This window comes from Streptomyces albidicamelliae (assembly GCF_025642175.1).
Classification (GTDB): domain Bacteria; phylum Actinomycetota; class Actinomycetes; order Streptomycetales; family Streptomycetaceae; genus Streptomyces; species Streptomyces albidocamelliae.
On the sequence record NZ_CP106795.1, the window covers coordinates 3,381,263 to 3,406,724 of the forward strand.

A 25,462-nucleotide genomic window follows, 5' to 3' on the forward strand; every position below is an offset into this window, starting at 1 on the left:
AGGGCCCTCCCCCCGATTGGCCGGATACCCTCTGGCCATGGCAGCCCGGGACCTTCAGGAGCGGATCAAGAAGCTGATCGTCGACCGGCGGCTGCCCTCGGGCGCCCCGCTGCCGACCGAGCCCGAGCTGATGGAGTACCTCGGGGCCAGCCGGAACTCGGTGCGCGAGGCCCTGAAGGCGCTCCAGGCCATGGGGATCGTGGAGATCCGGCACGGCTTCGGCACCTACGTGGGCTCGATGTCCTTCGCACCGATGATCGAGGGCCTCGCCTTCCGCACCGTCGCCGGGCACTACCGGGGCGAGGACTCCCTGCTCCAGCTGCTGGAGCTGCGCGAGGCCGTGGAGACCGGACTGGTGTCCCGGCTGGCCGGACGGCTGCCGGAGGCGGACCTCGTTGAACTGAACGCGCTCGTGGACCGTATGGAACAAGAGGCCGCGGAAGGGACCGGCCTCGCCGAGACCGACCGCGCCTTTCACGCCACCCTCTACCGGGGGCTGGACAACGTACTGCTGAGCGAGGTGCTGGAGGCGTTCTGGGACGCCTTCCACCGGGTGCAGCGGGACCTGGTGGACGTGCCGCAGGATCCGCGCGTCACCTGCCGCCAGCACCGGGAGATCCTGGACGCGGTCCGGTCCGGTGATTCGCTGCGGGCGGAGGAGGCCATAAGGGACCACTTCGGCAACATCCGCACCCGTCTGTCCACCACCGGCGCATCCGAGCCACCCGAGCCCCATGCACGCCGCAATGAACGGGTTTGAGGGGTAAACACGGCGTTTCGCGTCTTGCGATCTGCTGACCACCGTAGAACCCTGGTGGCCCGAGCCCGCTCCGATCGACGGCAGTTGACGTGGAGCGGCCGGTCGCCCGTCGGCGGGGAGGGGGCCCCGTTCACGAATCGGTGCCGAGGGCGGCATCATGCAACCGGAGGGTCGCCGTCCCGTGTCTATAGGGTGGGCAGGACGTGGTGATACGACCCATCACTGACTCCGCACGCACGGACCGAGGGGACCCGGGCGGGCGGTAAGGACCGACGAAACACGCGGTGACCTGCGTGTGGGGGGAATGACTCATGACGTCGACGCCGACGGGCGCCGGACAGAGCCACGCTCACGACGACCCGTCACAGACCACACAGCTGAGGGCGGTCAGCCAGCGGACGGGGCAGCTCCGCCGAATAAAGAAGACGCTGCCCAGATACGACTACGAGCACTACAGCCGGCTCTCGGGGCCCCTCACCCAGCCCGATCCGACGAAGCCGTACACGGTGCAGTACCGCTCGCTGCTCTCGCAGGAGCCGCACCGCATACGCGCCGCGCTCATGCTGGGCGCCGCGCCGGTGCTCTCGCTGGTGCTGCTGTTCTGGCTGCTCCAGCCGGAGCACTGGACCGAACGCGACTACCCGGCCTACGACTTCCTGCCGGCCCTCGACATCGTCATGCTCGTCGCGATCGGCCTGATCGAGTTCTTCCGCTGCATGAACGTGCTGTCCAACGCGCACGCCACCCTCGTCGCCCGGGACCCGGTCCCGGTGGTGCCCGAGACCGGCACCCGGGTCGCCTTCCTCACCTCCTTCGTGCCCGGCAAGGAGCCGCTGGAGATGGTGACGAAGACCCTGGAGGCGGCCGTGAAGCTGCGGCACCGGGGCCTGATGCACGTGTGGCTGCTGGACGAGGGCGACGACCCGGCCGTGAAGGAGGTGTGCGCCCGGCTCGGCGTGCACCACTTCTCCCGCAAGGGCGTCGCACAGTGGAACCAGCCCACGGGCCCGCACCGCGCCAAGACCAAGCACGGCAACTACAACGCCTGGCTGGCGGCGCACGGCGACGACTACGACTTCTTCGCCTCGGTCGACACCGACCACGTCCCGCTGCCCAACTACCTGGAGCGGATGCTCGGTTTCTTCCGCGACCCCGACGTCGGCTTCGTCATCGGCCCGCAGGTGTACGGCAACTACGACAACTTCGTCACCAAGGCCGCCGAGTCGCAGCAGTTCCTCTTCCACGCCCTGATCCAGCGCGCCGGCAACCGCTACGGCGCCCCTATGTTCGTCGGCACGTCGAACGCGGTGCGGATCAGGACGCTCAAGCAGATCGGCGGTCTGTACGACTCGATCACCGAGGACATGGCGACCGGCTTCGAGATCCACCGGGCGAAGAACCCGGTCACCGGCCGCAAGTGGAAGTCGGTGTACACCCCCGACGTGCTCGCGGTCGGTGAGGGACCCGCCGCCTGGACGGACTTCTTCACCCAGCAGATGCGCTGGTCGCGGGGTACGTACGAGACGATCCTCAAGCAGTACTGGAAGGGCTGGTTCTCGCTGCCGCCGGGCAAGCTCTTCAACTACACGATGATGATCATCTTCTACCCGATGTCCGCCCTGAACTGGATCCTCGCGGCCCTGAGCTGCGCCCTGTTCCTGGGGCTCGGCGCCTCGGGCGTGAACATCGACCCGACCGTGTGGCTGATGCTGTACGGCAACGCCTCCGCGCTCCAGATCGGCCTGTACATCTGGAACCGCCGGCACAACGTCTCCCCGCACGAGCCGGAGGGCTCCGGCGGTGTGGCCGGCATGGTGATGTCGGCCCTGTCCGCGCCGCTCTACGCGAAGGCGCTGATCGACTCCCTGCTGCGGCGCAAGAGCAAGTTCGTGGTCACCCCGAAGGGCGACTCGGCGAGCCCCGACACCTGGTTCGGCACCTTCCGGTACCACTGGTACTTCATCGGCATCTTCGCCGCGTCCGTGGTCGCCGGTTTCGTCCTCGGGCACTCCCACCCGGCGATGGTGACCTGGGCCGCGTTCGCCATGCTCATCACGGGCTTCCCGATCTTCGTCTGGCGCCACGAGCTGCGGCAGGCGAGGAAGAGGCCCCGGCCCGTCGCGGACGCCCCCGCGGGAGCCGGCACGGGAGCGCAGGACACGGTGCCCGCGCAGGGCTCGCCCCGTGCCCCGCACGCGCCGCAGCGGCGCCCCGGCTGGGCCGCCCCGCACGGGGGCCCGGACGCCGGCCCGAACGGGGGGCACGACGAGAACATGCAGACCGCCCTTGGTGGACTTGGGGGACGTAAGGAATGAAGGACCAGGCCGGCCGCCGCCGCGCCCGTCGACTCGCGATAGGCACGGCGGTGGTCATCGCGCTGGCCGGGATGAACGGGCCGTGGCTCTACCGCTTCGGCACCGAGCGCTACCACCAGTACAAGATCAACAAGCCCGAGTACAAGGCCGAGAACGGCCACTGGGACATCGTCGAGTTCCCCGAGGAGTACCGCCAGGACACCATCCACGCGGCGCTCCTGCACACCGGCAAGGTGCTGCTGGTCGCGGGCTCCGGCAACAACCAGGACAACTTCGACCAGAAGAAGTTCGACACCCGGATCTGGGACCCGGTCAAGGGCACGATCAAGAAGATCCCCACGCCCGCCGACCTGTTCTGCACCGGCCACACCCAGCTGGCCAACGGCAACCTGCTCATCGCGGGCGGCACCAAGCGGTACGAGAAGCTCAAGGGTGACGTCACCAAGGCCGGCGGCCTGATGATCGTCCACAACGAGAATCCGGACAAGCCGATCACGCTGCCCGCGGGCACCAAGTTCAGCGGCAAGACCAACGGCAAGACGTTCGTCTCCAAGGACCCCGTGCTGGTGCCCCGCGCGAAGAAGGTGTTCGACCCGGACACCGGCGTCTTCCAGCGCAACGACCCGGGCCTCGGCCGGATCTACGTCGAGGCCCAGTCGAGCGGCTCCAAGTACGAGACCGGCACCCAGGACAACTACCGGATCCAGGGCCTGACCGGCGTCGACGCCCGCAACACCTACGGCATCGCGCAGAAACTCGCCCTCGACAAGAAGGACTTCCAGGGCATCCGCGACGCCTACGAGTTCGATCCGGTCGCCGAGCGGTACATCAAGGTCGACCCGATGAACGAGGCCCGCTGGTACCCCACGCTGACGACCCTGTCGGACGGCAAGGTGCTCAGCGTCTCGGGGCTCGACGACATCGGGCAGCTGGTGCCGGGCAAGAACGAGATCTTCGACCCCAGCACCAAGAAGTGGTCGTACACCTCGAAGCTCCGGCAGTTCCCGACGTACCCGGCGCTGTTCCTGATGCAGAACGGGAAGGTCTTCTACTCGGGGTCCAACGCGGGCTACGGCCCGGACGACGTGGGCCGCAAGCCCGGCGTCTGGGACGTCGGCACCAACAAGTTCACCAAGCTGCCGGGGCTCTCCGACCCCGGTCTGCTGGAGACGTCCGGCACGGTGCTGCTGCCGCCGGCCCAGAACGAGAAGTTCATGGTGATCGGCGGCGGCGGGGTCGGCGAGTCGAAGCTGTCGAGCAGGAAGACGCGCCTGATCGACCTCCAGGCGAAGAACCCGCGCTTCGTCGACGGTCCCGAACTGGAGAAGGGCACCCGGTACCCGCAGTCCTCGATCCTGCCCGACGACACCGTGCTGGTGTCCGGCGGTTCGGAGGACTACCGGGGACGCGGCGACTCCAACATCCACCAGGCGCGGCTGTACCACCCGGACAGCAACAGCTTCACGCAGGTCGCCGATCCTCTGGTGGGCCGCAACTACCACTCCGGATCACTGCTGCTGCCCGACGGGCGGGTGATGTTCTTCGGGTCCGACTCCCTGTACGCGGACGCGGCGAACACCAAGCCGGGGAAGTTCGAGCAGCGGATCGAGATGTACACCCCGCCCTACCTGTACCGGGACTCCCGGCCGACGCTCGGTGGCGGGCCGCGGACCATCGCCCGCGGCGCCTCCGGGACGTTCACCTCACGGCACGCGTCGGACATCAGGAAGGCGCGGCTGATCCGGCCGAGCGCGTCGACGCATGTGACGGACGTCGACCAGCGGTCCATCGCGCTGGACTTCAAGACGTCCGGGAACAAGGTCACCGTGACGGTGCCGAAGAGCCGGAACCTCGTGCAGTCGGGGTGGTACATGCTGTTCGTCGACGACGGTCGGGGCACCCCGAGCAAGGCGCAGTGGGTGAAGGTGCCGTAGCCCTCACCGGCGTGGGCGCGGCGGCCGGTGGCCGGCCGCGCCCGCGCGCCTAGGAGTGGGAGGCCTCGGCCAGCTTCAGGGCGTAGGCCGGCCACCACTGGCCGGCCTTGGGGCCGCCCTTGCAGGTGCCGTCGGACTCCCCGGGGCGCTTGACCCACAGGTAGGCGTCGACCAGGGGGTCCGCCGTCTTCGTCGTCGGGGTCTCGCCGAGCGCCCGGCCCGGCGGGTTGCACCACCGCTCGGCCGGATCGCCCTGTGCGTAGGGGCCGTTGCCGTTCCGGCTGGTGTCGAGGACGAAGTGCTTGCCGCCCACCTTCGCCGACAGCTGCCTGCCGTAGGCGACGGAGTCCTTGGTGGAGTAGAAGTTGGAGACGTTGACGGAGAAGCCGTCCGCCTGCTCGACGCCCGCCCACTTAAGGGGCTCGAAGATCTGGTCGGGATGGCCCCAGCCGGCGTTCCCGGCGTCCAGGTAGACCTTGGTGTTCTTCAGGGACTTGAGCTTGGCTATGGCGTTCTTGAGGAGGTCGTAGCGCTCCTCGTGGAACTCGTCCGGGGTGCAGCCGTCCACGAGGTGGAGCACGGCGTCGGGTTCGAGGACGACCGTGGCGGGGCGGTCGCCGATGCCCCGGGCGACCCCGTCGATCCAGCCGCGGTAGGCGTTGCCGTCGGCGGCGCCGCCCTGGGAGTACTGACCGCAGTCGCGGTGCGGGATGTTGTAGAGGACGAGAAGCGCGGTGCGGTCGGACTTCTCGGCCGCCTCGGTGAAGCCTCGGGCCTCCTGCTCCGGATTCTCCGGGCCGATCCACTCCCCCACCGGCTGCTCGGCGATCTTCCGTATCTGCTCGGCCTCGGTCTTCCGGCCGTCCTTCACGTAGGCGGCGACCTGGCGGGCCGCGCTGCCGTCCGGGTTGACCCAGAACGGGTCGGCGGACTTGGGCTGCTGGGTGATCCGGGCCGCCGGGTCCTGGTCGCCGTCCCCGCCGCCGGACGAGCAGCCCGCCGCCAGCAGTGCCGCCCCCAGCAGCACCGCGGTCGCCGCCCGTGCCCGTGCCGGAGTCCGGGCGCTGCTGCTGTCGTACATGCGATTCCCCCTGGGCGCGCACTGGTCCGGGTGCCAATCCTGGCATATCCCGTCGTGGCGTCACGAGGTCGCGCCGTGCGGTCAGGGGCCGCTGCCGGTGAGGTACGCGGAGACGACGACGTTCGCCGTGTACCGGCCGGCGGCGTGGTCGAAGGTGCCGCCGCAGGTGATCAGCCGGAGTTCGGCGCGGCCCGCCTCGTGGGGGCCGTAGGCCTGTCCGGCGTCGAAGTCGTCGCGGGGCAGGACCCGGACGTCGTCGATGGTGAACTCGGCCACCTTGCCGTCGGAACGCACCACCCGGACCGTCTCGCCGGGCTGAAGGGTGCTGAGCTTGTAGAAGACGGCGGGCCGGGTCGCGGTGTCGACGTGACCGACCATCAGGGCCGCCCCCACCGCGCCGGGCGCGGTGCCGGAGCCGTACCAGCCGACCACGCCCGGCTGGTCGAAGGGCGGCGGGTCGACGGCTCCCTGGGAGTCGAGACCGCGGGACACCACGGGTGCCTGGACGCCGAGTTGCGGGATGTCGACACGCTGCGGCCGTGCGTCGCCCAGCGGTTTCGCCGGGCGGGGCAGCGACGCCGGGTCGACGGGGCTCCCGATGGCGAACACGTCGCCGCGGTCGGTGCCCGTGCCCTGCGGTACGCCGCTCACGCCGCGTCCCCAGAGCCACAGTCCGAGAAGCAGCACGGTCCAGGCGAGGGCGGTGATGAGCCGCCCGGTGCCGGCGGAGCGCTCGCGGTCGTCGGTCATGGAGGCGTCAGCGCGTGCCCCGGCTCCGGTGGGCGCGGAGCCCGAGTCCGGCCGCGGCGAGTCCCGCGAGCAGCAGACCGGTCACCGCCTGGAGGCTGCCCGGACCGGACCCGCTGGTGGCCACGGTGGCGAAGTGCGCGGTGCCGCCGCCGCCCGCCTGGACCGGGGCGACGGGCGTGGCGGAGTCGGAGGGCGGCCGCAGGAGCTGTTGCAGGCCGCCCGCGCCCAGCCCGCCGGCATCCTGCTGGGCGACCGTGACCCGGCCGGTGATCGAGGAGCCGCCGCAGGCGACCCGCACCTCGTAGGCGCCCGGCTGGACGGACGACCGGACCCGGGTCTCGCCCGTCAGGCCGCCCTCGCCGCCGGTCAGGGCGGCGTCGGCGACGAAGGCCGACGAGGAGGCGGTGCCCTGCGTGCCCGTGCAGCCGCTGACCCGCAGGGTGACGTCGGAGCCCGGCGTCGGGACCGCGGGGGTCAGGCTGACCCCGCCGGCGGCGTCCGCCGCGTGCGCCGCCGGGGTGAGCGCGGCCACGGCCAGGACGGTTGCACAGAGAGTGATACGTAGTGAGCCCATCGTGAACCTCCAGTACGAGGAGGTTCCCCCGGCGGGGGCGCCCCCGCATCCCCGGGGGCGCCGGTGCTGCTCCGAACGGGTGACACGGGGTTTCGGGCCGGAGGGCCCGGCCGCCGGGTCAGACGAGGTCGACTAGGTCCGCGATGGAGTCGACGACCTGGGAGGGGCGGAAGGGGTAGCGGTCGACGTCCTTGGGCTGGGTGACACCGCTGAGCACGAGGAAGGTGCGCATGCCGGCCTCCAGGCCCGCGAGGACGTCGGTGTCCATGCGGTCGCCGATCATCGCGGAGGTCTCGGAGTGGGCGCCGATCGCGTTGAGGCCGGCCCGCATCATCAGCGGGTTCGGCTTGCCGACGAAGTACGGCTTCTTGCCGGTCGCCGCGGTGATCAGGGCGGCGACGGAGCCGGTCGCGGGCAGGTCGCCGTCGGTCGACGGGCCGACGTTGTCGGGGTTGGTCGCGATGAACCGGGCGCCGTCGTTGATCAGCCGTACGGCCTTGGTCAGGGCCTCGAAGGAGTACGTGCGGGTCTCGCCGAGGATCACGAAGTCGGGCTCGTGGTCGGTCAGGATGTAGCCGATGTCGTGCAGAGCGGTGGTCAGGCCCGCCTCGCCGATGACGTAGGCGCTGCCGCCGGGCCGCTGGTCGTCGAGGAACTGGGCGGTGGCCAGTGCGGACGTCCAGATGTTGTCGACCGGCACGTCCAGACCCATCCGGCGCAGCCTGGCGTGCAGGTCGCGGGCGGTGTAGATGGAGTTGTTGGTGAGCACCAGGAAGGGCCGCCCGGAGTCGCGCAGCTTCTTCAGGAAGGCCTCGGCGCCGGGGATCGGCACCCCTTCGTGGATCAGCACGCCGTCCATGTCGGTGAGCCATGACTCGATGGGCTTGCGGTCTGCCATGTTGTGCGTCTCCTGGCGTACGTACGGGCGAGAAGCGGGGGCGCCGGAACCACGGCGTACCGACGCCCCCAGCCTAATCAGGCCTGCGTGATTCGTACCCCGTCGATCACCCAGTACCAGTTGTTGCCGCCGGTGTACCGGAAGCGGACGCGGACACCGGTCGCGCCCGGCGGGACCTGGAGGGTGACGGTCTCGGTGCGGGAGGGCACGTCGGCGGTGTACGTCCGCACGCTCACCGGGGTGCCGCCGTCGTAGGAGACGAGGACCTCGCCCTTCTGCGGGGCCTCACGGAGACCTCCGGGAAGAGGGGAGAACGTGCATGCCCTGAAGGGGCGCGGGGAACTGTGCGACCTGCCACGACGGCGGGTCGAATCCGTACGGCGGGGCGGAGCTGTCGGGCGGCCGAATCCCCGGAGGGCTCAGCTGCCGGTAGCCGACTTCCAGTCCTCCACGTACGCCGTGAGATTGGTGTCGATGTCGTTCCAGTCGGGCTCGAAGACGTCCACGCCGTCCATCAGCTTCGCCAGGGCGGCCGCGTCGGCGTCGGTGGCCTTGACGTCCTGACGGGCGGAGAAGCCGCCGCCGACGGAGCTGACCTGCTGCTGGGCCTGCCGGGAGAGCATGAAGTCGAGCAGCTTGCGGCCGTTCCCGCCGTGCGGGGCCTTGGTGACCAGGCCGGCCGCGTACGGCAGGGCGAAGGTGGTGGCCCTGCCGTCCTTGCCGGCCGGGAACCAGATGCCGAGGTTCGGCATGTCCTTGGACTGGGCGTAGTTCATCTGCACATCGCCGTTGGCGACGAGCAGTTCGCCCTTGTCGACCTTGGGGGCGAGCTTGCCGGTGGAGGCGGACGGGCCGACGTTGTTGGCCTGGAGCTTCTTCAGGTAGGCGAGCGCCTGCTCCTTGCCGCCGAAGTCGTGGATGGCCTTGACGAGTACGGCGGTGCCGTCGCCGGCGACGCCCGGGGTGGAGTACTGGAGCCTGTTCCTGTAGGTGCCGTCGAGCAGTTCGTCCCAGGTCCGGGGGGCCTGCTTCAACTCCTTCTTGTTGTAGACGAAGCCGAAGTAGTTGTTGACGACGGCGGTCCAGGTGCCGTCCGCGGCCTTGCTCGCGCCGCCGACCTGGCCGGCCCCCTCGGGCGTGTACTTCTGCAGCAGGCCCTTGCCGTCGGCCTGCTGGATGAAGGGCGGCAGCGTGACGAGCACGTCGGCCTGCGGGTTGGACTTCTCGCGGGCGGCGCGCTGCACCATCTCGCCCGAACCGCCCTCGACGTACTTGACCTTGATGCCGGTCCGCTTCTCGAAGTCCTTGAAGACCTGGTCGTACCAGCCGTCGCCGTTCTCGCCCTTCAGGCCGTCGGCGCTGTAGACGGTGACGACCTTGGCGTCGGCGGCGGCGGAGGAGCCGCCGCAGGCGGACAGCAGCGGGGTGGCGAGGAGGGCGAGGGCGAGGGCGACGGCGAGCGTGACGCGGTTTCTGGGCATGACGGCATGAACTCCTTGCGTTGCGGCGGGATGTGGGGAGGGCTCAGCGGTACGAGGCGCGGGTGCGGATCCGGGAGAAGGCGAACAGCACGAGCAGGGTGGCGGCCATGAGCACCACGGCGACGGCGGAGCCGGTGAAGAGCGCGCCGCGGTCGGTCGCCGCGTAGATCAGGACGGGCAGCGGGGTCCAGTCGGGCGGGTAGAGCATCATCGTGGCGCTGAGCTCGCCCATGGAGAGGGCGAAGCAGAGGCCGGCGGCGGCGGTGAGCGAGGGCAGCAGCAGGGGCAGCCGTACCCGCCACAGCACGTAGGAGGGCCGGGCGCCGAGGGAGGCGGCGGCCTGTTCGTAGGCCGGGTCGAGGCGGGTGATCGCGGCGGACACGGACTGGTGGGCGAAGGCGGTGACCAGGACGGTGTGGGCGAGGATCACGATCCACCGGGTGCCGTTGAGCAGCATCGGCGGCTGGGAGAACGCCACCAGGACGGAGAGTCCGACCACGACCGACGGCACGGCGACCGGCAGGACGAACAGGGCGTCCAGCACCCTGCGGTACCGCTTGCCCAGCGCCGCCCCGGCCAGCGCGGCCCAGGTACCGGCGGCAAGGGCCAGCAGGCTGGCGCCGACGGCCGTGACCAGGCTGGTGGTGAGTGCCCGGAGGGCCTCGCCGCGGGTGGCGGCACGGTAGTTGGCCAGGGTCGGGTCCGAGGGCAGGGCACCGGACCAGTGGGTGGCGAAGGACGCGCCGAGGACGACGAGGAGGGGCAGGGCGAACAGCGGTACGAAGAGGAGGAGGAACACCGTCCACACGGCCCACCTGGCCTTGCGGCTATGCACCAGCACGACGGCTCACCACCCGGTAGAGGCCGTAGAGCCCCACGGAGATCAGGACGTTGACGACGGCGACCACGCAGGCGCCCGGGTAGTCGGACTCCAGGATCGCCTTGCTGTAGACGAGCATCGGCAGGGTGGTGACCCCTTTCGCCCCGGTGAACAGCACGATCCCGAACTCGTTGAGGCAGAGCACGAGGACGAGGCTTCCGCCGGCCGCGAGCGCGGGCAGCGCCTCCGGCAGGATCACCTGCCGCACGATCCTCGGCGCGCGGGCCCCGAGGGAACTCGCCGCCTCCAACTGTGCGGTGTCGAGCTGTGAGAACGCGGCGAGCAGCGGCCGCATCACGAACGGCGTGAAGTAGGTGACCTCCGCCAGCAGCACACCCCAGGGCGTCGTCAGGAACCGGAAGGACCCGACGATGCCGGTCGTGCCGTAGATGAACAGCATTGCCAGCGTGATCAGGAAGGACGGGAAGGACAGGTACACGTCCACGAACCGGGCCACCGCCCGCGCGCCGGGGAACGGCACGAACGCGATGACCAGCGCGAGCAGGAACCCGAGGACCAGGCACCCGGCGGTGGAGGCCAGCGCGATCCAGACGGTCGTCCACAGGGCGTGGCGGAAGGCGGCGGAGGCGAAGACGTCGGCGTACGGCTGGAGCGAGGTGCCGCCGCCGTCCGGCTGGAAGGACTGCTGGACGACGAGGACGAGCGGGTAGAGGAAGAAGAGGGCGAGCAGCGCCACCGGCGGGAGGGCCCACAGCATTGCCCTGGCGGGGTGCGGGGCGGGGCGCGGTCCGCGGCCGCCGTCGCGTGGGCGCGAGCGGTTCCGGGCGGGCCGCGCCTTCGTCAGGGCCTCAGCCACGGCTCACTCCCGCGGGGAGCAGCACCGCGTCCTCGGGGGCGAAGTGCAGGTGCACGGCGTCCCCGTGCCGGGGCGGGTCCTTCAGCTCGCGCACGTCCGCCATGACGGTGTGCCCGCCGACCTCGACGTACAGCCGGTGCGTGGCGCCCCGCCACTGGATCTCGGTGACCGTGCCGGTGACCCGGTTGGGTCCCTCGCCGAGTCCGACCAGGTGCGGCCGTATGCACAGCGTGGCCCGGGCACCCGGCACCGCATCGGCGGTGTCGACCTTCAGCTCCACGCCGGCGAAGGCGACTCCCCCGGTGCGCGTGTCGACCGGCAGCAGGTTCGCGTTGCCGACGAACGAGGCCGTGAACGCGTTGCCCGGCGCGCGGTACAGCTCTCTCGGTGTGCCGCAGGCCTGCAGTCGCGCGCTGTCCATCACGGCGATCCGGTCGGCCAGCGTCAGCGCTTCGACCTGGTCGTGGGTGACGTACAGCATCGAGACGTCCGGCAGTTCCCGGTGCAGCCGGGCCAGTTCGGCCAGCATCCCGGAGCGCAGCCGGGCGTCCAGCGCGGACAGCGGCTCGTCGAGGAGGAGGACGCCGGGCCGGACGGCCAGGGCGCGGGCGATGGCGACGCGCTGCTGCTGGCCGCCGGACAGCTCGCGCGGGTGGCGGCGGGCGTAGGCGGCCATGCCGGTCATCTCCAGCGCCTCGGCGACCCGCCGGCGGATCTCGTCCCGGGGCGGCCTGGCGGTCCCGGGGTCCTTGCGGGCCTTCAGCCCGAAGGCCACGTTCTCGTCGACGCGCAGGTGCGGGAAGAGGGCGTAGCTCTGTACGACCATCCCGATGCCCCGGCGGTACGGCGGCAGGTCCGTCACGTCCCGGCCGCCGAGGAACACCCGCCCGGACGCGGGCCGTACGAATCCGGCGACCGCCCGCAGCGCGGTGGTCTTCCCGGAGCCGGACGGCCCGAGCAGTGCCATGACCTCGCCCGGCTCGACGGTCAGGTCGAGCGAGTCGAGGACGACGTTCCCGTCGTAGGCAACGGTGACGGAGTCGAAGCGGATGCCCATCTCACCGGTCTCCGGCGAGCAGCGCGGGCAGGGCGGCGACGGAGTCCAGGACGTGGGTGGCGCCCGCGGCACGGAACGCGTCGTCGCCGTGCGCCCCGGTGCGTACGCCCGCCACCAGGCCGGCGCCGGCCCGGACGCCGCTGAGCACGTCGTAGGAGGTGTCCCCGACGACGGCGACCTGGGTGACGTCCTCGGCCGCCTTCGTCCGGAGGAAGGCCTCCAGCACCATGTCCGGGTAGGGCCGTCCGCGCCCGCCGGCGTCGGCCGGGCACAGGGTGAGCGGTACGAGGTCCTGCCAGCCCAGGGCGGCGAGGACGGCGTCCTGGGTGACGCGGGCGAACCCGGTGGTCAGGACGACGGTCCGGCCGCTGTCCGCCAGTTCCCCGATGGTCTCGCGGGCGCCGGGGACGGCGGCGATCAGGCCGTCCTCGACCAGTTCGCCGTACGCCTTCTCGAAGGCGGTGTTGGCCCGCTGGGCGCGGTCCTCGGCGCCGAACAGGTGCCGGAAGACGGAGATCTTGGACTCGCCCATGGTGGCGCGGACGTAGGAGAGGTGCTCGGCGTGCTCCGCCGAGCCGGGCTCGACGCCCAGTTCGTCGGCGGCCGCGGCGAAGGCCCGCTCGACGAGGCCGCCGTCGGCGACGGTCGTGCCGGCCATGTCGAGGACGACGAGCCGGATGTCTCGGGTTTCCGTGGTCATTCTCGTCACCAGCCCAATTCGTTCGCGGTGGTCTCGGCTATCGCGGGGGAGCAGGTCATGCCGCGCCCGCCGGGCCCGGTGACCAGCCACACCCCGTCGCGCACCTGCTGGCGGTGCACCACGCGGCCGGGTTCGGTGCACTGCGCGTACACGCCGGCCCAGCGGTGCCGGACGCGCGGCAGCGGCCGGCCGAGCAGGGACTCGACGACGCCCGTGAGGTGCTCGTACGGCTCCTCGACGGTGTCGAAGGCGAAGGGGTGTTCGTACTCGTGGGTGTCGCCGATGGTCAGTCCGCCGTCGGCGCGCTGCACCATGAGCAGCTGCATGCGGTGGGCGGCGGCGGTCTCGGCCTGCGGCTGCCGGGCGTTGAGCTCGTCCAGCGCCGGGGAGGCGTAGGCGGGGTAGTAGCGGAAGCTGTCGGCGTCGGCGACCGAGGTGGTCAGCGGTTCGCCGAGCGGGTCGGTCTGCATCATCTGGAGCCGGACGCGGCGCACGGGCAGGCCGGGGCCGGCGAGCTCGCGGACCAGGCCGCCCAGCCAGGCGCCGGTGCACAGGACGACCGCTTCGGCGTGGTGCACGTCTCCGTGGTCGTCCCGCACGGTTCCGGCGCCGACGACCTCGCGGACCTCGCGGCCGGGCAGGAAGGTGTAGGCCGGGTTCTTCAGCAGTTCCTCGCGCAGGGCGAGCTGGGCGGTGCGCGGTTCGACGGCCGCGTCCCGCTCGCAGTACAGCGCGGCGGTGAACTCGCCGCGCAGGGCGGGGTTGACCGCGCGGGCCTCGCCCGGGGTGAGCAGCTTGTAGCCGCGGGCGGGGGCGTCCGCGCGGGCCACGGCGGCCTCGGCGACGGCGAGTTCCAGGGGGCCGCGGACCGGGGTCAGGGACCCGATGGCCCGGAAGCCGAGCGCCGGGACGCGGGCGCCGATCTCCTCCCACAGTTCCCGCGCCCGCAGGGCGGCCTCCAGCTCTTCTCCACCGGCGCGACCGCTGACCCAGATCTGTCCGAAGTTGCGCAGCGAGGCGCCGCGCGCCTCGCTCTCGCGCTCGATCTGGACGACCTGGTGGCCGCGCTCCACTGCTTGCCAGGCGTGCATGGTGCCCACCACGCCGGCTCCGACGACTGTCACTCTCACGGCGGCAACGCTCCTTTCGAACGGGTAACCGGAGACATCCGGCCCACAACGAGAGCGTGAACGACCCATCACGTTTGGGCTAGACCCGTTATCTTTTCGTGATACTGCATCGTGCCGCGGTCGGGGTCGTTCTCAGCCTCTGAGGTGGGCGGTGAAGGAGAACCGGTCGCCCCGGTACAGGGACCGGACCCGCTCCAGCGGCCGCCCCTCGGTGTCCCGGGACACACGGTGGATCAGCAGCATCGGCAGGGCGGGCGGGGTGCCGATGAGCAGGGCCTCCCGGGGGGTGGCGAGCACGGTCTCGATGCGCTCGTCCGCGTCGCCGAAGGTGATGCCCTGGGCCTCCAGATAGGCGTAGAAGGAGGAGTCGGGATCGAAGTCGGCCGCCAGACCCGGCACCCGCCCCACCGCGACGTAGGTGCTCTCCAGGCCGACGCGCTCGTCGTCGGCGAGCAGCACGCGCTCCAGGTGCCAGACCGGTTCGCCCCGGGTGAGCCCCGTCTCGGCGGCCAGGGGCTCCGGGCACGGGAACCGGTCCAGGGTCACGAGCGTACGGCCGGGCGTACGGCCCTGGCGGCGCACGCCCTCGGTGTAGCTGGCGAGGGACAGCGGCTGGGCCAGCTTGGGCCCGGCCACCACGGTCCCGCGGCCCTTGCGCCTGAGCCGCCCCTCCAGCACCAGCTCCCGTACGGCCTGCCGCACGGTCTCGCGGGCGACGTCGTAGCGCTCGGCGAGATCCCGCTCGGTGGGGATGACGCTGTCCTCCCCCAGCTCCTCCAGCAGGGCCGCGATCCGCGCCTTGACGGCGTAGTACTTGGGAATGCGCCCGTGCTCCGGAATGCCGGACCTGACGGGCGCACCGGGTGACTGGTCGTTCGGGTAGTCCACGCAGGGATGGTCGCAGACGAAACCCCCCACCCTTCACGGGGTGCCCCCACCACCCGCCCGACGCCCCGTGGCCCGGGCAGGTCCGGGAGACACGGACTTGGATCTTCACGGGCGACGGGAAGCGGGGCGGGGCGGGGGCGGGGCTGCGGGGCGGCGGGATCGGGGTCAGGCCGTGGGCCGGAGGGCGGGGGGCGTCGGCCGGTGGCGGGGGTGCCCAGTGAGGGAGGGGAGCCGAGGGGGCGGAGGCCACAGGAAACGGGAGCGCCGACCGGAAGCCTGGGACGCCCGCCGCGGGCCGGGAGTCGTACCGGGGAAGCCACCGACCACCGCAGGGGCGGAGGCCACAGGGTACGGGGCGCCGGCCGGAATCCCGGGGCGCCCGCCGCGGGCCGGGAGTCGTACCGGGAGGCCACCGACCACCGCAGGGGCGGAGGCCACAGGGTACGGGGCGCCGGCCGGAATCCCGGGGCGCCCGCCGCGGGCCGGGAGTCGTACCGGGGAAGCCACCGGCCACCGCGGGGGCGGAGGGCGCAGGGGACGGCAACCGAGCGCAGGGGGAGGCCGCAAGGCGGGAGGCCACCGACCGCGGGGGTCGGGGCGCGCCCGGCACGGACACGGGGACGCGGGCGGCGGTCTCCGGGGCCGGGGCATGCGCGGGGCGGGCCGGGCGCGACACCGCGCGATACGGAGGACGGGGCGCCGGGGCGGGCAGTGGCCCCGCACGCCGGGCCACCTCGCGGCGGCCGAGGCCCCGGGTGTGCCGGGCTCGCAGGGCCGGGACGAGCCGGGCGGAGGTCAGCGGCGGCGGCGGGAGAGGAGGACGGCGCCGCCGGTGACGGCGAGGAGCGCGGTGACGGCCGCGAACAGTCCGTGGGCGAGACCGGGTCCGGTGCGGGCGAGCTCGCGGGCCCGCTCGCCGGCCTCCTCGGCCTCGACGGCGACGGGCAGGGAGGTGCCCGGCACCGCGGTGCCGGACGGGGTGGCCCGTGCGGTGCCGGAGGGCGCGGCGGGCGAGGGCTCGGCGCTCCCGTCGTGCCCGCCCTCGTCCCCGCCCCCTTCTTCGCGAGTGCCGTCCTCGTCCTCCCCTTGCCCCGGCTCCTCGGTGTCCTCGTCGATCCCGAAGCGGTAGTCGTTGGACTGCCCGACCCAGTCGCCGTCCTCGCCCCGGCGCTGGATCACGGCCGCGTTGGCGGTGACCTGGTCGGGTACGGCGTCGGAGGCAAGCGAGAGTCTGACCTTGACGGTCACGGTCCGGCCCGGCGCCACGGTGAACCCCTTGAACCCGGCCGCGTCCATCACCCCGACCAGTTCCTGCTCGTCGGTGCTCTCGAACGTGACGGGCAGGGCCCGGCCGCCGTCGTAGAACTCCAGCCGGGGCTGGGACGGCTTCAGGCGGCGCTCCTGGTCGGTGAGGACGACCACGGGGTGGATGTCGGCGCAGGTCCGGCCGGTGGTGTTGGTGAGGTCGAGGTACCAGGTGCCGAAGTCTCCGCCCGCCTCGTAGGAGCCCGGCCCGCCGTGGATGCGGGTGGTCAGCGGAAAGGCGCGGTCGCCGGGCGCCGCGCAGGAGGGGCTCGCGGCCGCGTGGGCGGCGGCCGGCGACACGGACACGAGAGCGGCGGCTGCGGCGACGCAGAGGGACGTGGACAGGCACAGTCGCATGAACACATGACCATGCCGGTCCGCGGGAGCGGACGGCGCACGCCACTCCCACGGCGGCGGGAAGTCCGCTCGATCAGCCGTACGAGCCCCGGTCGACGGGCCGGCCCGCCGGACGCACCCCGCCCCCGGCCCCCGTCCCCGCAGCATCGCTACAGAGAGGCCACTACCTGGCCGGACATCACCTGCGGAGGCTTGGGCAGCAGCGACGCGAGATGGTCCCGTACGAACACCGCCGCCCGCCTGACCGACTCCCCCGCACCCGCCTCGTCGTCGAAGACGCTCGTGGAGATCATCACCCCGTTGCCGGCGTCGACCCAGTAGTAGGCCCGCAGCCCCGGAATCTCACGGATGAGCGGCACGAACCCCTCGTTCACCCGGCGGCCCGCCTCGGCCGGGTCGGTCACTCCTTCGTACCGTCTGACGACTGCGTACACGGCTGCTCTCCTCACGGATCGGCGGCACCTGTGCGCAGACGCCGTACCCGTGCGCCGTCCGCCCCGCACGCGACCCGGGCGGCAATCACCCGTCCGCCCGCCCGAACAGCGGCGCCAGCAGCAACTGGGCCGCGCCCTCCGCGACGACCCGCTCACCCCGCTCGGCGACCCGCACGGGCACCGGCCCCCGGCCGTCCCCTCCCGCCGGGCCCGCGCGTCCAGCACCTCGCCGACCCCGCGCGCGTACGCCTCGGGCGCGCCGGCCACCGTCCGCCCGCCGAGCAGCACCACGTCGATGTCGAGCAGCCCGACCAGGTTCCCGGCGGCGACCCCGAGGACCCGCGCGGCCTCCGCCGTCTCCCCGGCCGCCACGGCCGCCAGGCACAGCACCTCCACGCACCCCCGGTTCCCGCACTCGCACCGGGGACCGTCCAGCTGAAGCACCTGGTGCCCGAACTCCCCCGCCCCGGTCCGCGCCCCCCGGTGGACACCGCCGCCGAGCACCAGTCCGGCGCCGAGTCCGGTGCCGAGGTGCAGATACGCGAAGGACCCGCCCGCACCGCCCTCGGCGCCGGCGACCGACAGCCCGAGAGCGGCGGCGTTCGTGTCCTTGTCGACCACGACCGGCACGCCCAGCCGCTCGGCGAGCGCGTCCCGCAGCGGGAACCCGTCCCACTCGGGGAACCCGGTGACCCGGTGCAGCACTCCCCGCGCATGGTCCAGCGGCCCCGGAAGCGCGACCCCCACACCCAGCAGCGACGGAATCCGGGGCAGACCGCGCGCGCCCACCTCACCCCCGGCACCGGCACCGGCACCGGCACCGGCACCAGCGGGCGGCTCACCCCCGACACGGGCGGACGACTCACCCCCCGCACCGGCGGACGACTCACCCCCGACACCGGCCGTCGACTCGCCCCCGGCCCGCCCGAGGACCGCCGTCACCAGCCCTTCGGCCACGTCCCCGACCGCCCCGAGCACGGCCTCCGCCCCCGCGCCCAGGTCCAGTTCGCCGCGCCGCTCCCCCACCACCGTGCCGTCCAGGTCGACCAGGACCACCCGCAGCTCGTCCCGGTCCAGGTGCACGCCCACCGCGTGCCCCGCCTCCGGCACCAGCCGCAGCACGGTCCGCGGCTTCCCGCCGGTCGACGCCCGCCGACCGGCCTCCGCCGCGAGCCCCGACTCCCGCAGCCGCGCGGTGATCTTGCTGACCGCCTGCGGGGTCAGCCCGGTGCGCTCGGCCAGTTCGAGACGGCTGATCCCCTCCGCGCCGGCGGCCCGGAGCAGCCCCAGCACGAGCGCGGTGTTGTGGCTGCGCACCACGCCCAGATTCGCCCCGGCCGGCCCGCCGCTGGTCGTCCTCGTCCTGTTCACGCCCCCCATTGTCCCCGCCGCTTGCACTTTGGCAACAGCGTTGCGAAAGTAGGAGGCATGACTGCTACCCCCCTCCGCGTCGGCCTGATCGGCTACGGCCTCGCAGGATCCGTCTTCCACGCCCCGCTGATCGCCGCCACCGAGGGCCTCGCCCTGGACACCGTGGTGACGTCCAACCCCGACCGGCAGGGACAGGCCCGCGCCGAGTTCCCGGACGTGCGGGTCGCCGCCACCCCCGAGGAGCTGTTCGCGCGCGCGGCCGAGCTGGACCTGGTGGTGATCGCCTCCCCGAACAGGACGCACGTCCCGCTGGCGACGGCCGCCCTCGAGGCGGGTCTGCCGGTGGTCGTGGACAAGCCGGTCGCCGGCACCGCGGCCGAGGCACGCGGCCTCGCCGCCCTCGCCGAGAAGCGCGGCCTGCTGCTGTCGGTCTTCCAGAACCGCCGCTGGGACAACGACTTCCTGACCCTGCGCGGACTCCTCGCGGACGGCCGGCTCGGCGACGTGTGGCGCTTCGAGTCCCGCTTCGAGCGCTGGCGCCCGCAGCCGAAGGGCGGCTGGCGCGAGTCCGGCGACCCGGCGGAGATCGGGGGGCTGCTCTACGACCTCGGCAGCCATGTCGTGGACCAGGCGCTGGACCTGTTCGGCCCGGTCACCGAGGTGTACGCGGAGACGGACGTCCGCCGGCCCGGCGCCGAGGCGGACGACGACACCTTCCTCGCGCTCACCCACGCGAACGGCGTCCGCTCCCACCTCTACGTCTCCGCGACGACCGCCCAGCTCGGCCCGCGGTTCCGGGTACTGGGATCGCGCGCGGGCTACGTGAAGTACGGCCTGGACCCGCAGGAGGCGGCCCTGCGCGAAGGCAGCCGCCCCGGCACCGCCGCCGAATGGGGTGCGGAGGACCAGTCCCTGTGGGGCCGCATCGGCTCCGGCGAGTCCCCGCTCACCGGCGGCGGTACGCCCGTGCCGACCGTCCCGGGCGACTACCCCGCCTACTACACGGCCGTCGCCCGCGCCCTGACCGGCGCCGGCCCCAACCCGGTGACCGCCCTGGAGGCGGCCGCCGCCCTCGACGTACTGGAAGCGGCCCGCAGGTCCGCCCGGGACAAGGTGACGGTGACCCTCTGATGCCCCGGAACAGCCCCACGCCCACGCCCGAGCCCGCCCCGTCGGTGGAGGACCTCCAGGAGCAGGAACGCCGTCTGGTCTTCCGGCGGTTCACGCACGACGACGCGTGGGCCCTCGGTTCCCTGCTGGTGGAACTGGCCCGGGAGCGCCGGGCACCGGTCGCCGTCGACATCCACCGCGCCGGCCAGCAGCTCTTCCACGCGGCACTGCCGGGCTCCACCCCGGACAACGACGCGTGGATCGCCCGCAAGCGCCGGGTGGTGGAGCGTTACGGCGCCTCCTCCTACCTGGTCGGTGCCCGCTTCCGCGCCAAGGGCACGACCTTCGAGGACTCCTCCCGGCTCGACCCGGACACCTACGCGGCCCACGGCGGATCGTTCCCCGTCCATGTCGAGAACGTGGGGGTCGTCGGAGCGGTGACGGTCTCGGGCCTGCCGCAAATTGAGGACCACAGGCTCGTCGTGGAGGCGCTGGAGCGGTTCCTGAAGGGGTGACACCCGCCGGTGCGATCGGGGGAGTTCGCCGGGATTACGCCGGGGGCCCCGCCGGTTGGGAAAGGCTGTGGACACGATGATCACGGCCCCACCCGGAGGGATCACCCCATGAGCACCTTGAAGGACAGGATCGGCCGCTACGGCGTCTGGAGCGTCGGCCTGCGCGCGGAGGACCCCTCCCGGCACGGCGAACTGGTGGAGGCGGCGGCCGAGCTCCAGGAACTCGGTTACGGAGCCGCGTGGCTGGGCGGCAGCAGCGCCGCCCGGCACGCCGTTCCGCTGCTCCGGGCGACCAGCACGCTCGTGGTGGGCACCAGCATCCAGAGCATCTGGCAGTACGAGGCCAGGGAGAGCGCGGCGGCCTTCGCGGAGGTCGAGGCGGCTCACCCCGGCCGCTTCCTGCTGGGTCTGGGCGTGAGCCACGCCAAGTTCGCCGACCAGTACCGCCGTCCGTACTCGGCGCTGGTCGCCTACCTGGACGCGCTGGACGAGGCCGGGGTGCCCGCCGAACGCCGGGTGCTGGCCGCGCTCGGCCCGAAGACCCTGGAGCTGTCCCGGGACCGGGCGGCGGGTGCGGTGCCGTACCTGGTCACCGCCGAGCACACCGCGCAGGCCCGCGGGATCCTCGGCGAAGACGCGCTGCTCGCACCGGAGTTGATGGTCGTCCTGGAGACCGACCCGGCACGCGCCCGCGCCCTCGCCCGCGAGGCCCTGTCGACGTACCTCGCCCTGCCGAACTACACCGGCAACTTCCTGCGCCTCGGCTTCACCGAGGAGGACATCTCCGGCGGCGGCAGCGACCGGCTGGTCGACGCGGTCTTCGCCTGGGGCGACGAGAACCGCGTCCGCGACCGCATCGACACCTTCCGGTCTGCGGGCGCCGACCACCTGGCCCTCCAGGTCATCACGGACAGCCCCCGCGACTCCCTCCCGCGAGCGGAATGGCGCCGCCTGGCCGATCTCCTGGAGTGACCCGGGGCCTCCCGCGGAACGCGGGACGGGGCGGGCGGCGGAGCACGGCGGACCGGCGCCCGCCCCCCTCCCGCGGGCGCCCCCGTACTCCGGTCAGGCGTCCTTCAGTTCCTGGCGCTGGCGGCCGAGGCCCTCGATCTCCAGCTCGACCACGTCGCCGGAGCGCAGGTACGGCTTCGGCTCGGGCTGCCCCATGGCCACGCCGGCCGGCGTCCCCGTGTTGATGACGTCGCCGGGGTACAGGGTCATGAAGTGGCTGACGTACCGGACGACTTCGCCCACCGGGAAGATCTGCTCCGCCGTCGTCCCGTCCTGCTTGAGTTCGCCGTTGACCCACAGCCTCAGCGGCAGCCGCTGCGGGTCCGCCACCTCGTCCGCGGTCACCAGCCACGGGCCGAGCGGGTTGAACGTCTCGCAGTTCTTGCCCTTGTCCCAGGTGCCGCCCCGCTCGATCTGGAACTCCCGCTCGGAGACGTCGTGCGCGACGGTGTACCCGGCGACATGCGCGAGCCCCTCCTCGGCCGACGCGAGATAGCGGGCCGTACGCCCGATGACGACGGCGAGTTCGACCTCCCAGTCGGTCTTCACCGAGCCGCGCGGCACCAGCACGGTGTCGTGCGGCCCGACGACCGTGTCCGGCGCCTTGAAGAACACGACCGGCTCGGAGGGGGGTTCGGCGCCCGTCTCCCGGGCGTGGTCGTGGTAGTTGAGCCCGATGCACACGATCTTGCCGATGCGGGCGACCGGCGGGCCGATCCGCAGCCCCGCCGCGTCCAGCACGGGCAGCGCACCGGCCTCGGCCGCCGCCCGTACCCGGCCGAGCGCCACGTCGTCGGCGAGGAGCGCGCCGTCGACGTCGTCCACGAGGCCCGACAGGTCGCGCAGGGTCCCCTCGGCGTCGAGCAGCGCGGGCCGCTCCGCCCCTGCCGTGCCGACTCGCAGCAGCTTCATGGTCACCATCTCCCTGGATCGCGGGGCGTCCGGCCGATGGGTGCAGCCACCGGCGGACTTGGCTGATCCTCCAATCCCCCCGTCCACTCGGCAAGACCCTGTTCACGTACTGGACCGTAACCGTCGCCCCTACCGGTAAAGAGCGGCCCGTTCCAGGGCGCTCCACGTCGTGCTGGTGACGACGTACAGCGCCGCCGCGAGGGGGACGACCGCGACGGTGACGAGGGTGAGGAACGACAGGAACGGCATCACGCGGTTGACGGCGCCCAGCCCCGGCAGCTGCTCGTCGCCGGTGGCGGCGGGGCCGGTGGCCGTCGTCCGCTTCGCGCGCCGGACGTTGACGGCGGCGACGGCCGCGACGAGGGCGAAGATCCCCAGGTAGACGAGTCCGGCCGGCCCGAACACCCCGCCGTCGCCCAGCGCGTCGGCCCACCGGCCGCCGAGCGGTGCCGAGAGCAGCCGGTGCGCGAGCAGTCCGTCGCTCGCGCCGCCGCCGGAGAAGAGGCGGTAGAGCAGGAAGAAGGCGGGCAGCTGGAGCAGTCCGGGCAGGAGGCCGGACAGCGGCGACACCTGTTCCTCGGCGTGCAGTTCGAGCACCGCCTGCCGCAGCCGCTGCGGGTCCTTGCCGTACTTCTCGCGCAGCGCGGCGATCTTGGGCTGGAGTGCCGCGCGGGCCCGCTGGCCGCGCGCCGCCGCCCGGGACAGGGGGTGGACGAGGAGTCGTACGAGCGCGGTGAACACCACGATCGCGGCGGCGGTCGCGGAGCCGTGGAAGAGCGGGGCGAGCAGGTCGGCGAGCCGCTCGACCAGGTGGGCGAAGACGGTGAAGACGGACATGGGTGAGCCCTCCGGGGGTCTCGTCGTGCCGGAGACAGGAAAGTTCGGCATGACGACCCGCGCGGGGTCACGCGTGGGGTGCGTGCCCTACGCGGCGGTCGCCGGGAGGGCGTGCCCGGGTGCCCTGGGCCGCCGGCGGCCGGACGCGTCGGGATCGCGCTGGGGCAGGAAGGCCGTACGCCGGGCCCGGTCGCGCAGGGCCGTACGCACCCGGGTGGGCGGCACGGCGGGCGCGGAGCGTGCGGCGAGCAGGGCGCAGACGACGAGCGCGGAACCGGCCGCGGTGGTCGCGGCGAGCGCCACGGTCGTGACGAGGCTGCCGGTGTCGAGCAGGAACAGCGGCAGCAGCAGGAGCAGCAGCGGAGCGAGGCGACGGGAGCTCGCGAGTCTGCGGATCACCGGTCCCCTCCCCTCAACTGCCCATGTGTGCTTACCCATTTATACCTGACCTGCGAGAATGTACACCCGGCGGGCGGCCGCCGGTCCACCGGCCGGCGCCCGCCCCCGCCGCTGCCCCGCCCCGCCGCCATCCGTCCCGTTCCGGCCGAAGGACTTCCCCGTGCACCGTGTACCGACCTGCGTGCTGACCGACGCGGCCGCGCCCCGGCTCCTGGACGGGCACGCGGTGGACCGTTTCGTCGAGATCGGCTCGTTCACCAAGGTGCTCACCGGCACCGCGCTCATGCGCCTGGCCGCCGCGGGAGTGCTGGACGCCGACGATCCCGTCGAGCGCTGGCTGCCCGCGGCGCCCGGCACCGGCATCACCCTGCGGCACCTGGCCGAGCACACCTCCGGCCTGCCGCGCCTGCCGCCCGGCACCACCGGCCGGGATCCGTACGCGGCGTTCGACCGCGCGGCCCTGCACCGGCTGCTCGGCCGCCTGGACGCGGTACGGGTACGGCCCCCGGGGCGCGAGGAGGAGTACTCGAACCTCGGCTACGCCGTGCTCGGCGAGGCACTGTCCCGCGCGGCCCGCACCTCGTACGAGGAGCTGCTCGCCACACACGTCCTGCGCCCGCTGGACGTCCATGAGGTCAGCGCGCGCCCGGCGGCGGCGGACCGGCTGCTCGCTCCCGGGCTCCTCGGCCGCCCCCGCAGGCCCTGGACCATGACCGGGGCGATCCTTCCGGCGGGCGGCCTGTGGGCGACCCCGCGCGCGGTCGCCGACCTGCTCGTCCGGCTCGTCGTCGAGCGCCGGCTGGGTACGCCCGCCCCGTCCTGGCAGCGGTCCGGGCGGCTGTACTGGCACAACGGCGCGACCCGCCACGCCTCCGTGTTCGCCGGGGCCGCGCCGGACGGCGGATGGGCGGTCGTCCACCGGCTGGGCGGGGACCCGGAGCGGACGGACCGGGCCGGCATCGACGCACTCCGGGACACCGGCTCGCGGTGATGCGGGGCCGGGCGGGGGCGGGGTCGTCAGCACGGGCGGGCGCAGGGGCGCGGGTGGGCGCGGGGGCGCGGGCGGGCGCAGGGGCGCGGGTGGGCGCGGGGGCGGGCGACGCGCAGACATGCACGGCCGGCGCCGCGGCGGGCGCGGCGCCGTCGGAGAGCGCGGCGCCGTCGGAGAGCGCGGCGCCGTCGGAGAGCGCGGCGGCTCAGGCGTGCAAGGCCGGCGCCGGGGCGAGCGCGGCGGCGCGGGACGCGCACGGGCACGGACACGGGCACGGGCACGCGCACGCGGCGGCTGCCGCCGGGGCGATCACGCCGCTTCCACGTCCAGCGGCTCCAGCAGCCGCTTCGGCCTGAGCAACGCCCGGCTGACCGGGTCGGCCGGGTCGGGGTCGAGCCCGGGCCCCGGCTCCATGAGCACGTCCGCGACGGGTACGACGACCCCGCAGGCGGGGCATTCGCCGTTCGGCCCGAGCTCCGTGCCGCAGTCCGCGTGCCGGAACCAGCGCAGCCGGGGCTCGTCGAAGTGCTCGCGCCCCCACAGGCCGAGGGCGCGCAGGGTGGGCCAGAGGGCGAGGGCGCGCCCGGTGGGGACGTACTCGTCGCGCGGCGGCGACTGCTGGTAGCGGCGCTTCTCCAGGATGCCCTCGGCGGTGAGTGTCTGAAGCCGGGCGGCCAGGACGGCGCGCGGAATGCCGAGGTGGACCAGGAAGTCGTTGTACCGCCGCACGCCGTACAGCGCGTCCCGGACGACGAGCAGTGTCCAGCGCTCGCCGACGATCTCGAGCGCGCGGGCGATCGAGCACTCCTGTGTCGCGTAGTCCTTGCCCAGTGCCATGCCGTCCACTGTAACCACTTTCCGCTCGTGGGTTCAGTGACCGAACCAACGGTGCTACGGTGGCCGGAGCAGGTAGGTTCAATGAACGAACCTGTAAGTCGCTCCACGACACCGCGGC

General features: G+C 73.0%; 25 protein-coding genes. 7 read left to right on the plus strand and 18 right to left on the minus strand.

Annotated features, from left to right (window positions below; translation table 11 throughout):
* Nucleotides 1–37 precede the first annotated feature (37 nt).
* From N8I86_RS15575 to N8I86_RS15585, 3 genes are all read left to right on the plus strand, one after another.
* Nucleotides 38–760 carry a FadR/GntR family transcriptional regulator gene (locus N8I86_RS15575; protein ID WP_073900401.1) on the plus strand — a complete coding sequence of 241 codons (723 nt, stop codon included), beginning with the start codon at nt 38–40 and terminating at the stop codon, nt 758–760.
* 311 nt (nt 761–1,071) lie between these two features.
* A complete protein-coding gene (locus N8I86_RS15580) occupies nt 1,072–3,075 on the plus strand; it encodes a glycosyltransferase family 2 protein (RefSeq protein ID WP_263278035.1) in 2,004 nt (667 codons plus the stop codon).
* Nucleotides 3,072–5,009, plus strand: a complete 1,938-nt coding sequence (locus N8I86_RS15585; protein ID WP_263278036.1) for a radical copper oxidase GlxA — start codon at nt 3,072–3,074, stop codon at nt 5,007–5,009. The genes N8I86_RS15580 and N8I86_RS15585 overlap by 4 nt, the downstream gene beginning before the upstream one ends.
* Nucleotides 5,010–5,058: 49 nt before the next feature.
* On the opposite strand, the gene N8I86_RS15590 is transcribed toward N8I86_RS15585, so the two are convergent.
* From N8I86_RS15590 to N8I86_RS15660, 14 genes are all read right to left on the minus strand, one after another.
* Nucleotides 5,059–6,090, minus strand: coding sequence for a glycoside hydrolase family 6 protein (locus N8I86_RS15590; RefSeq protein WP_263278037.1), 1,032 nt, complete (start codon nt 6,088–6,090; stop codon nt 5,059–5,061).
* Nucleotides 6,091–6,171: 81 nt separating this feature from the next.
* The gene (locus N8I86_RS15595) at nt 6,172–6,840 is read right to left on the minus strand and encodes a class F sortase (protein ID WP_073900392.1); all 669 of its coding nucleotides are present in this window, start codon (nt 6,838–6,840) and stop codon (nt 6,172–6,174) included.
* Nucleotides 6,841–6,847: 7 nt separating this feature from the next.
* Nucleotides 6,848–7,414: a hypothetical protein gene (locus tag N8I86_RS15600; RefSeq protein WP_263278038.1), complete on the minus strand. Its 567-nt coding sequence runs from the start codon at nt 7,412–7,414 to the stop codon at nt 6,848–6,850.
* Nucleotides 7,415–7,532: 118 nt separating this feature from the next.
* On the minus strand, nt 7,533–8,312 hold the full coding sequence (locus tag N8I86_RS15605; protein ID WP_073900388.1) for an HAD-IIA family hydrolase: 780 nt from the start codon (nt 8,310–8,312) through the stop codon (nt 7,533–7,535).
* Nucleotides 8,313–8,389: 77 nt separating this feature from the next.
* Complete coding sequence (locus N8I86_RS15610; protein WP_256339883.1) at nt 8,390–8,548, minus strand: hypothetical protein; 159 nt, start codon at nt 8,546–8,548, stop codon at nt 8,390–8,392.
* 183 nt (nt 8,549–8,731) lie between these two features.
* Nucleotides 8,732–9,793: a 2-aminoethylphosphonate ABC transporter substrate-binding protein gene (locus tag N8I86_RS15615; protein ID WP_263278039.1), complete on the minus strand. Its 1,062-nt coding sequence runs from the start codon at nt 9,791–9,793 to the stop codon at nt 8,732–8,734.
* Nucleotides 9,794–9,836: 43 nt separating this feature from the next.
* On the minus strand, nt 9,837–10,634 hold the full coding sequence (locus tag N8I86_RS15620; RefSeq protein ID WP_263278040.1) for an ABC transporter permease: 798 nt from the start codon (nt 10,632–10,634) through the stop codon (nt 9,837–9,839).
* Complete coding sequence (locus N8I86_RS15625) at nt 10,621–11,391, minus strand: 2-aminoethylphosphonate ABC transporter permease subunit (RefSeq protein WP_263280111.1); 771 nt, start codon at nt 11,389–11,391, stop codon at nt 10,621–10,623. Before N8I86_RS15625 ends, N8I86_RS15620 begins: the two co-directional genes overlap by 14 nt.
* A gap of 91 nt (nt 11,392–11,482) precedes the next feature.
* Nucleotides 11,483–12,547, minus strand: a complete 1,065-nt coding sequence (locus tag N8I86_RS15630; protein ID WP_263278041.1) for an ABC transporter ATP-binding protein — start codon at nt 12,545–12,547, stop codon at nt 11,483–11,485.
* A gap of 1 nt (nt 12,548) precedes the next feature.
* Nucleotides 12,549–13,247 (minus strand): phosphonatase-like hydrolase, encoded by a 699-nt coding sequence (locus N8I86_RS15635; protein WP_073900386.1) that lies wholly within the window; start codon nt 13,245–13,247, stop codon nt 12,549–12,551.
* A 5-nt stretch (nt 13,248–13,252) separates the two neighbouring features.
* On the minus strand, nt 13,253–14,377 hold the full coding sequence (locus tag N8I86_RS15640; protein ID WP_263278042.1) for a TIGR03364 family FAD-dependent oxidoreductase: 1,125 nt from the start codon (nt 14,375–14,377) through the stop codon (nt 13,253–13,255).
* Nucleotides 14,378–14,509: 132 nt separating this feature from the next.
* The gene (locus N8I86_RS15645) at nt 14,510–15,265 is read right to left on the minus strand and encodes a GntR family transcriptional regulator (RefSeq protein WP_263278043.1); all 756 of its coding nucleotides are present in this window, start codon (nt 15,263–15,265) and stop codon (nt 14,510–14,512) included.
* A gap of 795 nt (nt 15,266–16,060) precedes the next feature.
* A complete protein-coding gene (locus N8I86_RS15650) occupies nt 16,061–16,927 on the minus strand; it encodes a hypothetical protein (protein ID WP_263278044.1) in 867 nt (288 codons plus the stop codon).
* Nucleotides 16,928–17,076: 149 nt separating this feature from the next.
* Nucleotides 17,077–18,741, minus strand: coding sequence for an ROK family transcriptional regulator (locus N8I86_RS15660; protein ID WP_404830810.1), 1,665 nt, complete (start codon nt 18,739–18,741; stop codon nt 17,077–17,079).
* Nucleotides 18,742–18,789: 48 nt separating this feature from the next.
* Between N8I86_RS15660 and N8I86_RS15665 the strand changes: the two genes are divergently transcribed.
* From N8I86_RS15665 to N8I86_RS15675, 3 genes are all read left to right on the plus strand, one after another.
* On the plus strand, nt 18,790–19,863 hold the full coding sequence (locus N8I86_RS15665) for a Gfo/Idh/MocA family oxidoreductase (protein WP_073900375.1): 1,074 nt from the start codon (nt 18,790–18,792) through the stop codon (nt 19,861–19,863).
* Nucleotides 19,863–20,357: a heme-degrading domain-containing protein gene (locus N8I86_RS15670; RefSeq protein WP_263278045.1), complete on the plus strand. Its 495-nt coding sequence runs from the start codon at nt 19,863–19,865 to the stop codon at nt 20,355–20,357. Before N8I86_RS15665 ends, N8I86_RS15670 begins: the two co-directional genes overlap by 1 nt.
* Nucleotides 20,358–20,465: 108 nt before the next feature.
* Nucleotides 20,466–21,329 carry an LLM class F420-dependent oxidoreductase gene (locus tag N8I86_RS15675; protein ID WP_263278046.1) on the plus strand — a complete coding sequence of 288 codons (864 nt, stop codon included), beginning with the start codon at nt 20,466–20,468 and terminating at the stop codon, nt 21,327–21,329.
* A gap of 93 nt (nt 21,330–21,422) precedes the next feature.
* Here the strand turns inward: N8I86_RS15675 and N8I86_RS15680 are convergent, their stop codons facing one another.
* The 3 genes from N8I86_RS15680 to N8I86_RS15690 form a co-directional block, all read right to left on the minus strand.
* A complete protein-coding gene (locus tag N8I86_RS15680; RefSeq protein ID WP_123439682.1) occupies nt 21,423–22,280 on the minus strand; it encodes a fumarylacetoacetate hydrolase family protein in 858 nt (285 codons plus the stop codon).
* 129 nt (nt 22,281–22,409) lie between these two features.
* Entirely contained in the window at nt 22,410–23,117 is a 708-nt protein-coding gene (gene yidC / locus N8I86_RS15685) for a membrane protein insertase YidC (protein WP_263278047.1), read from the minus strand.
* Nucleotides 23,118–23,204: 87 nt separating this feature from the next.
* The gene (locus tag N8I86_RS15690; protein WP_073900367.1) at nt 23,205–23,516 is read right to left on the minus strand and encodes a DUF6412 domain-containing protein; all 312 of its coding nucleotides are present in this window, start codon (nt 23,514–23,516) and stop codon (nt 23,205–23,207) included.
* 160 nt (nt 23,517–23,676) lie between these two features.
* Between N8I86_RS15690 and N8I86_RS15695 the strand changes: the two genes are divergently transcribed.
* Nucleotides 23,677–24,507, plus strand: coding sequence for a serine hydrolase domain-containing protein (locus N8I86_RS15695; RefSeq protein WP_263278048.1), 831 nt, complete (start codon nt 23,677–23,679; stop codon nt 24,505–24,507).
* A 309-nt stretch (nt 24,508–24,816) separates the two neighbouring features.
* On the opposite strand, the gene N8I86_RS15700 is transcribed toward N8I86_RS15695, so the two are convergent.
* Nucleotides 24,817–25,344 (minus strand): winged helix-turn-helix transcriptional regulator, encoded by a 528-nt coding sequence (locus N8I86_RS15700; protein ID WP_263278049.1) that lies wholly within the window; start codon nt 25,342–25,344, stop codon nt 24,817–24,819.
* Nucleotides 25,345–25,462 lie beyond the last annotated feature (118 nt).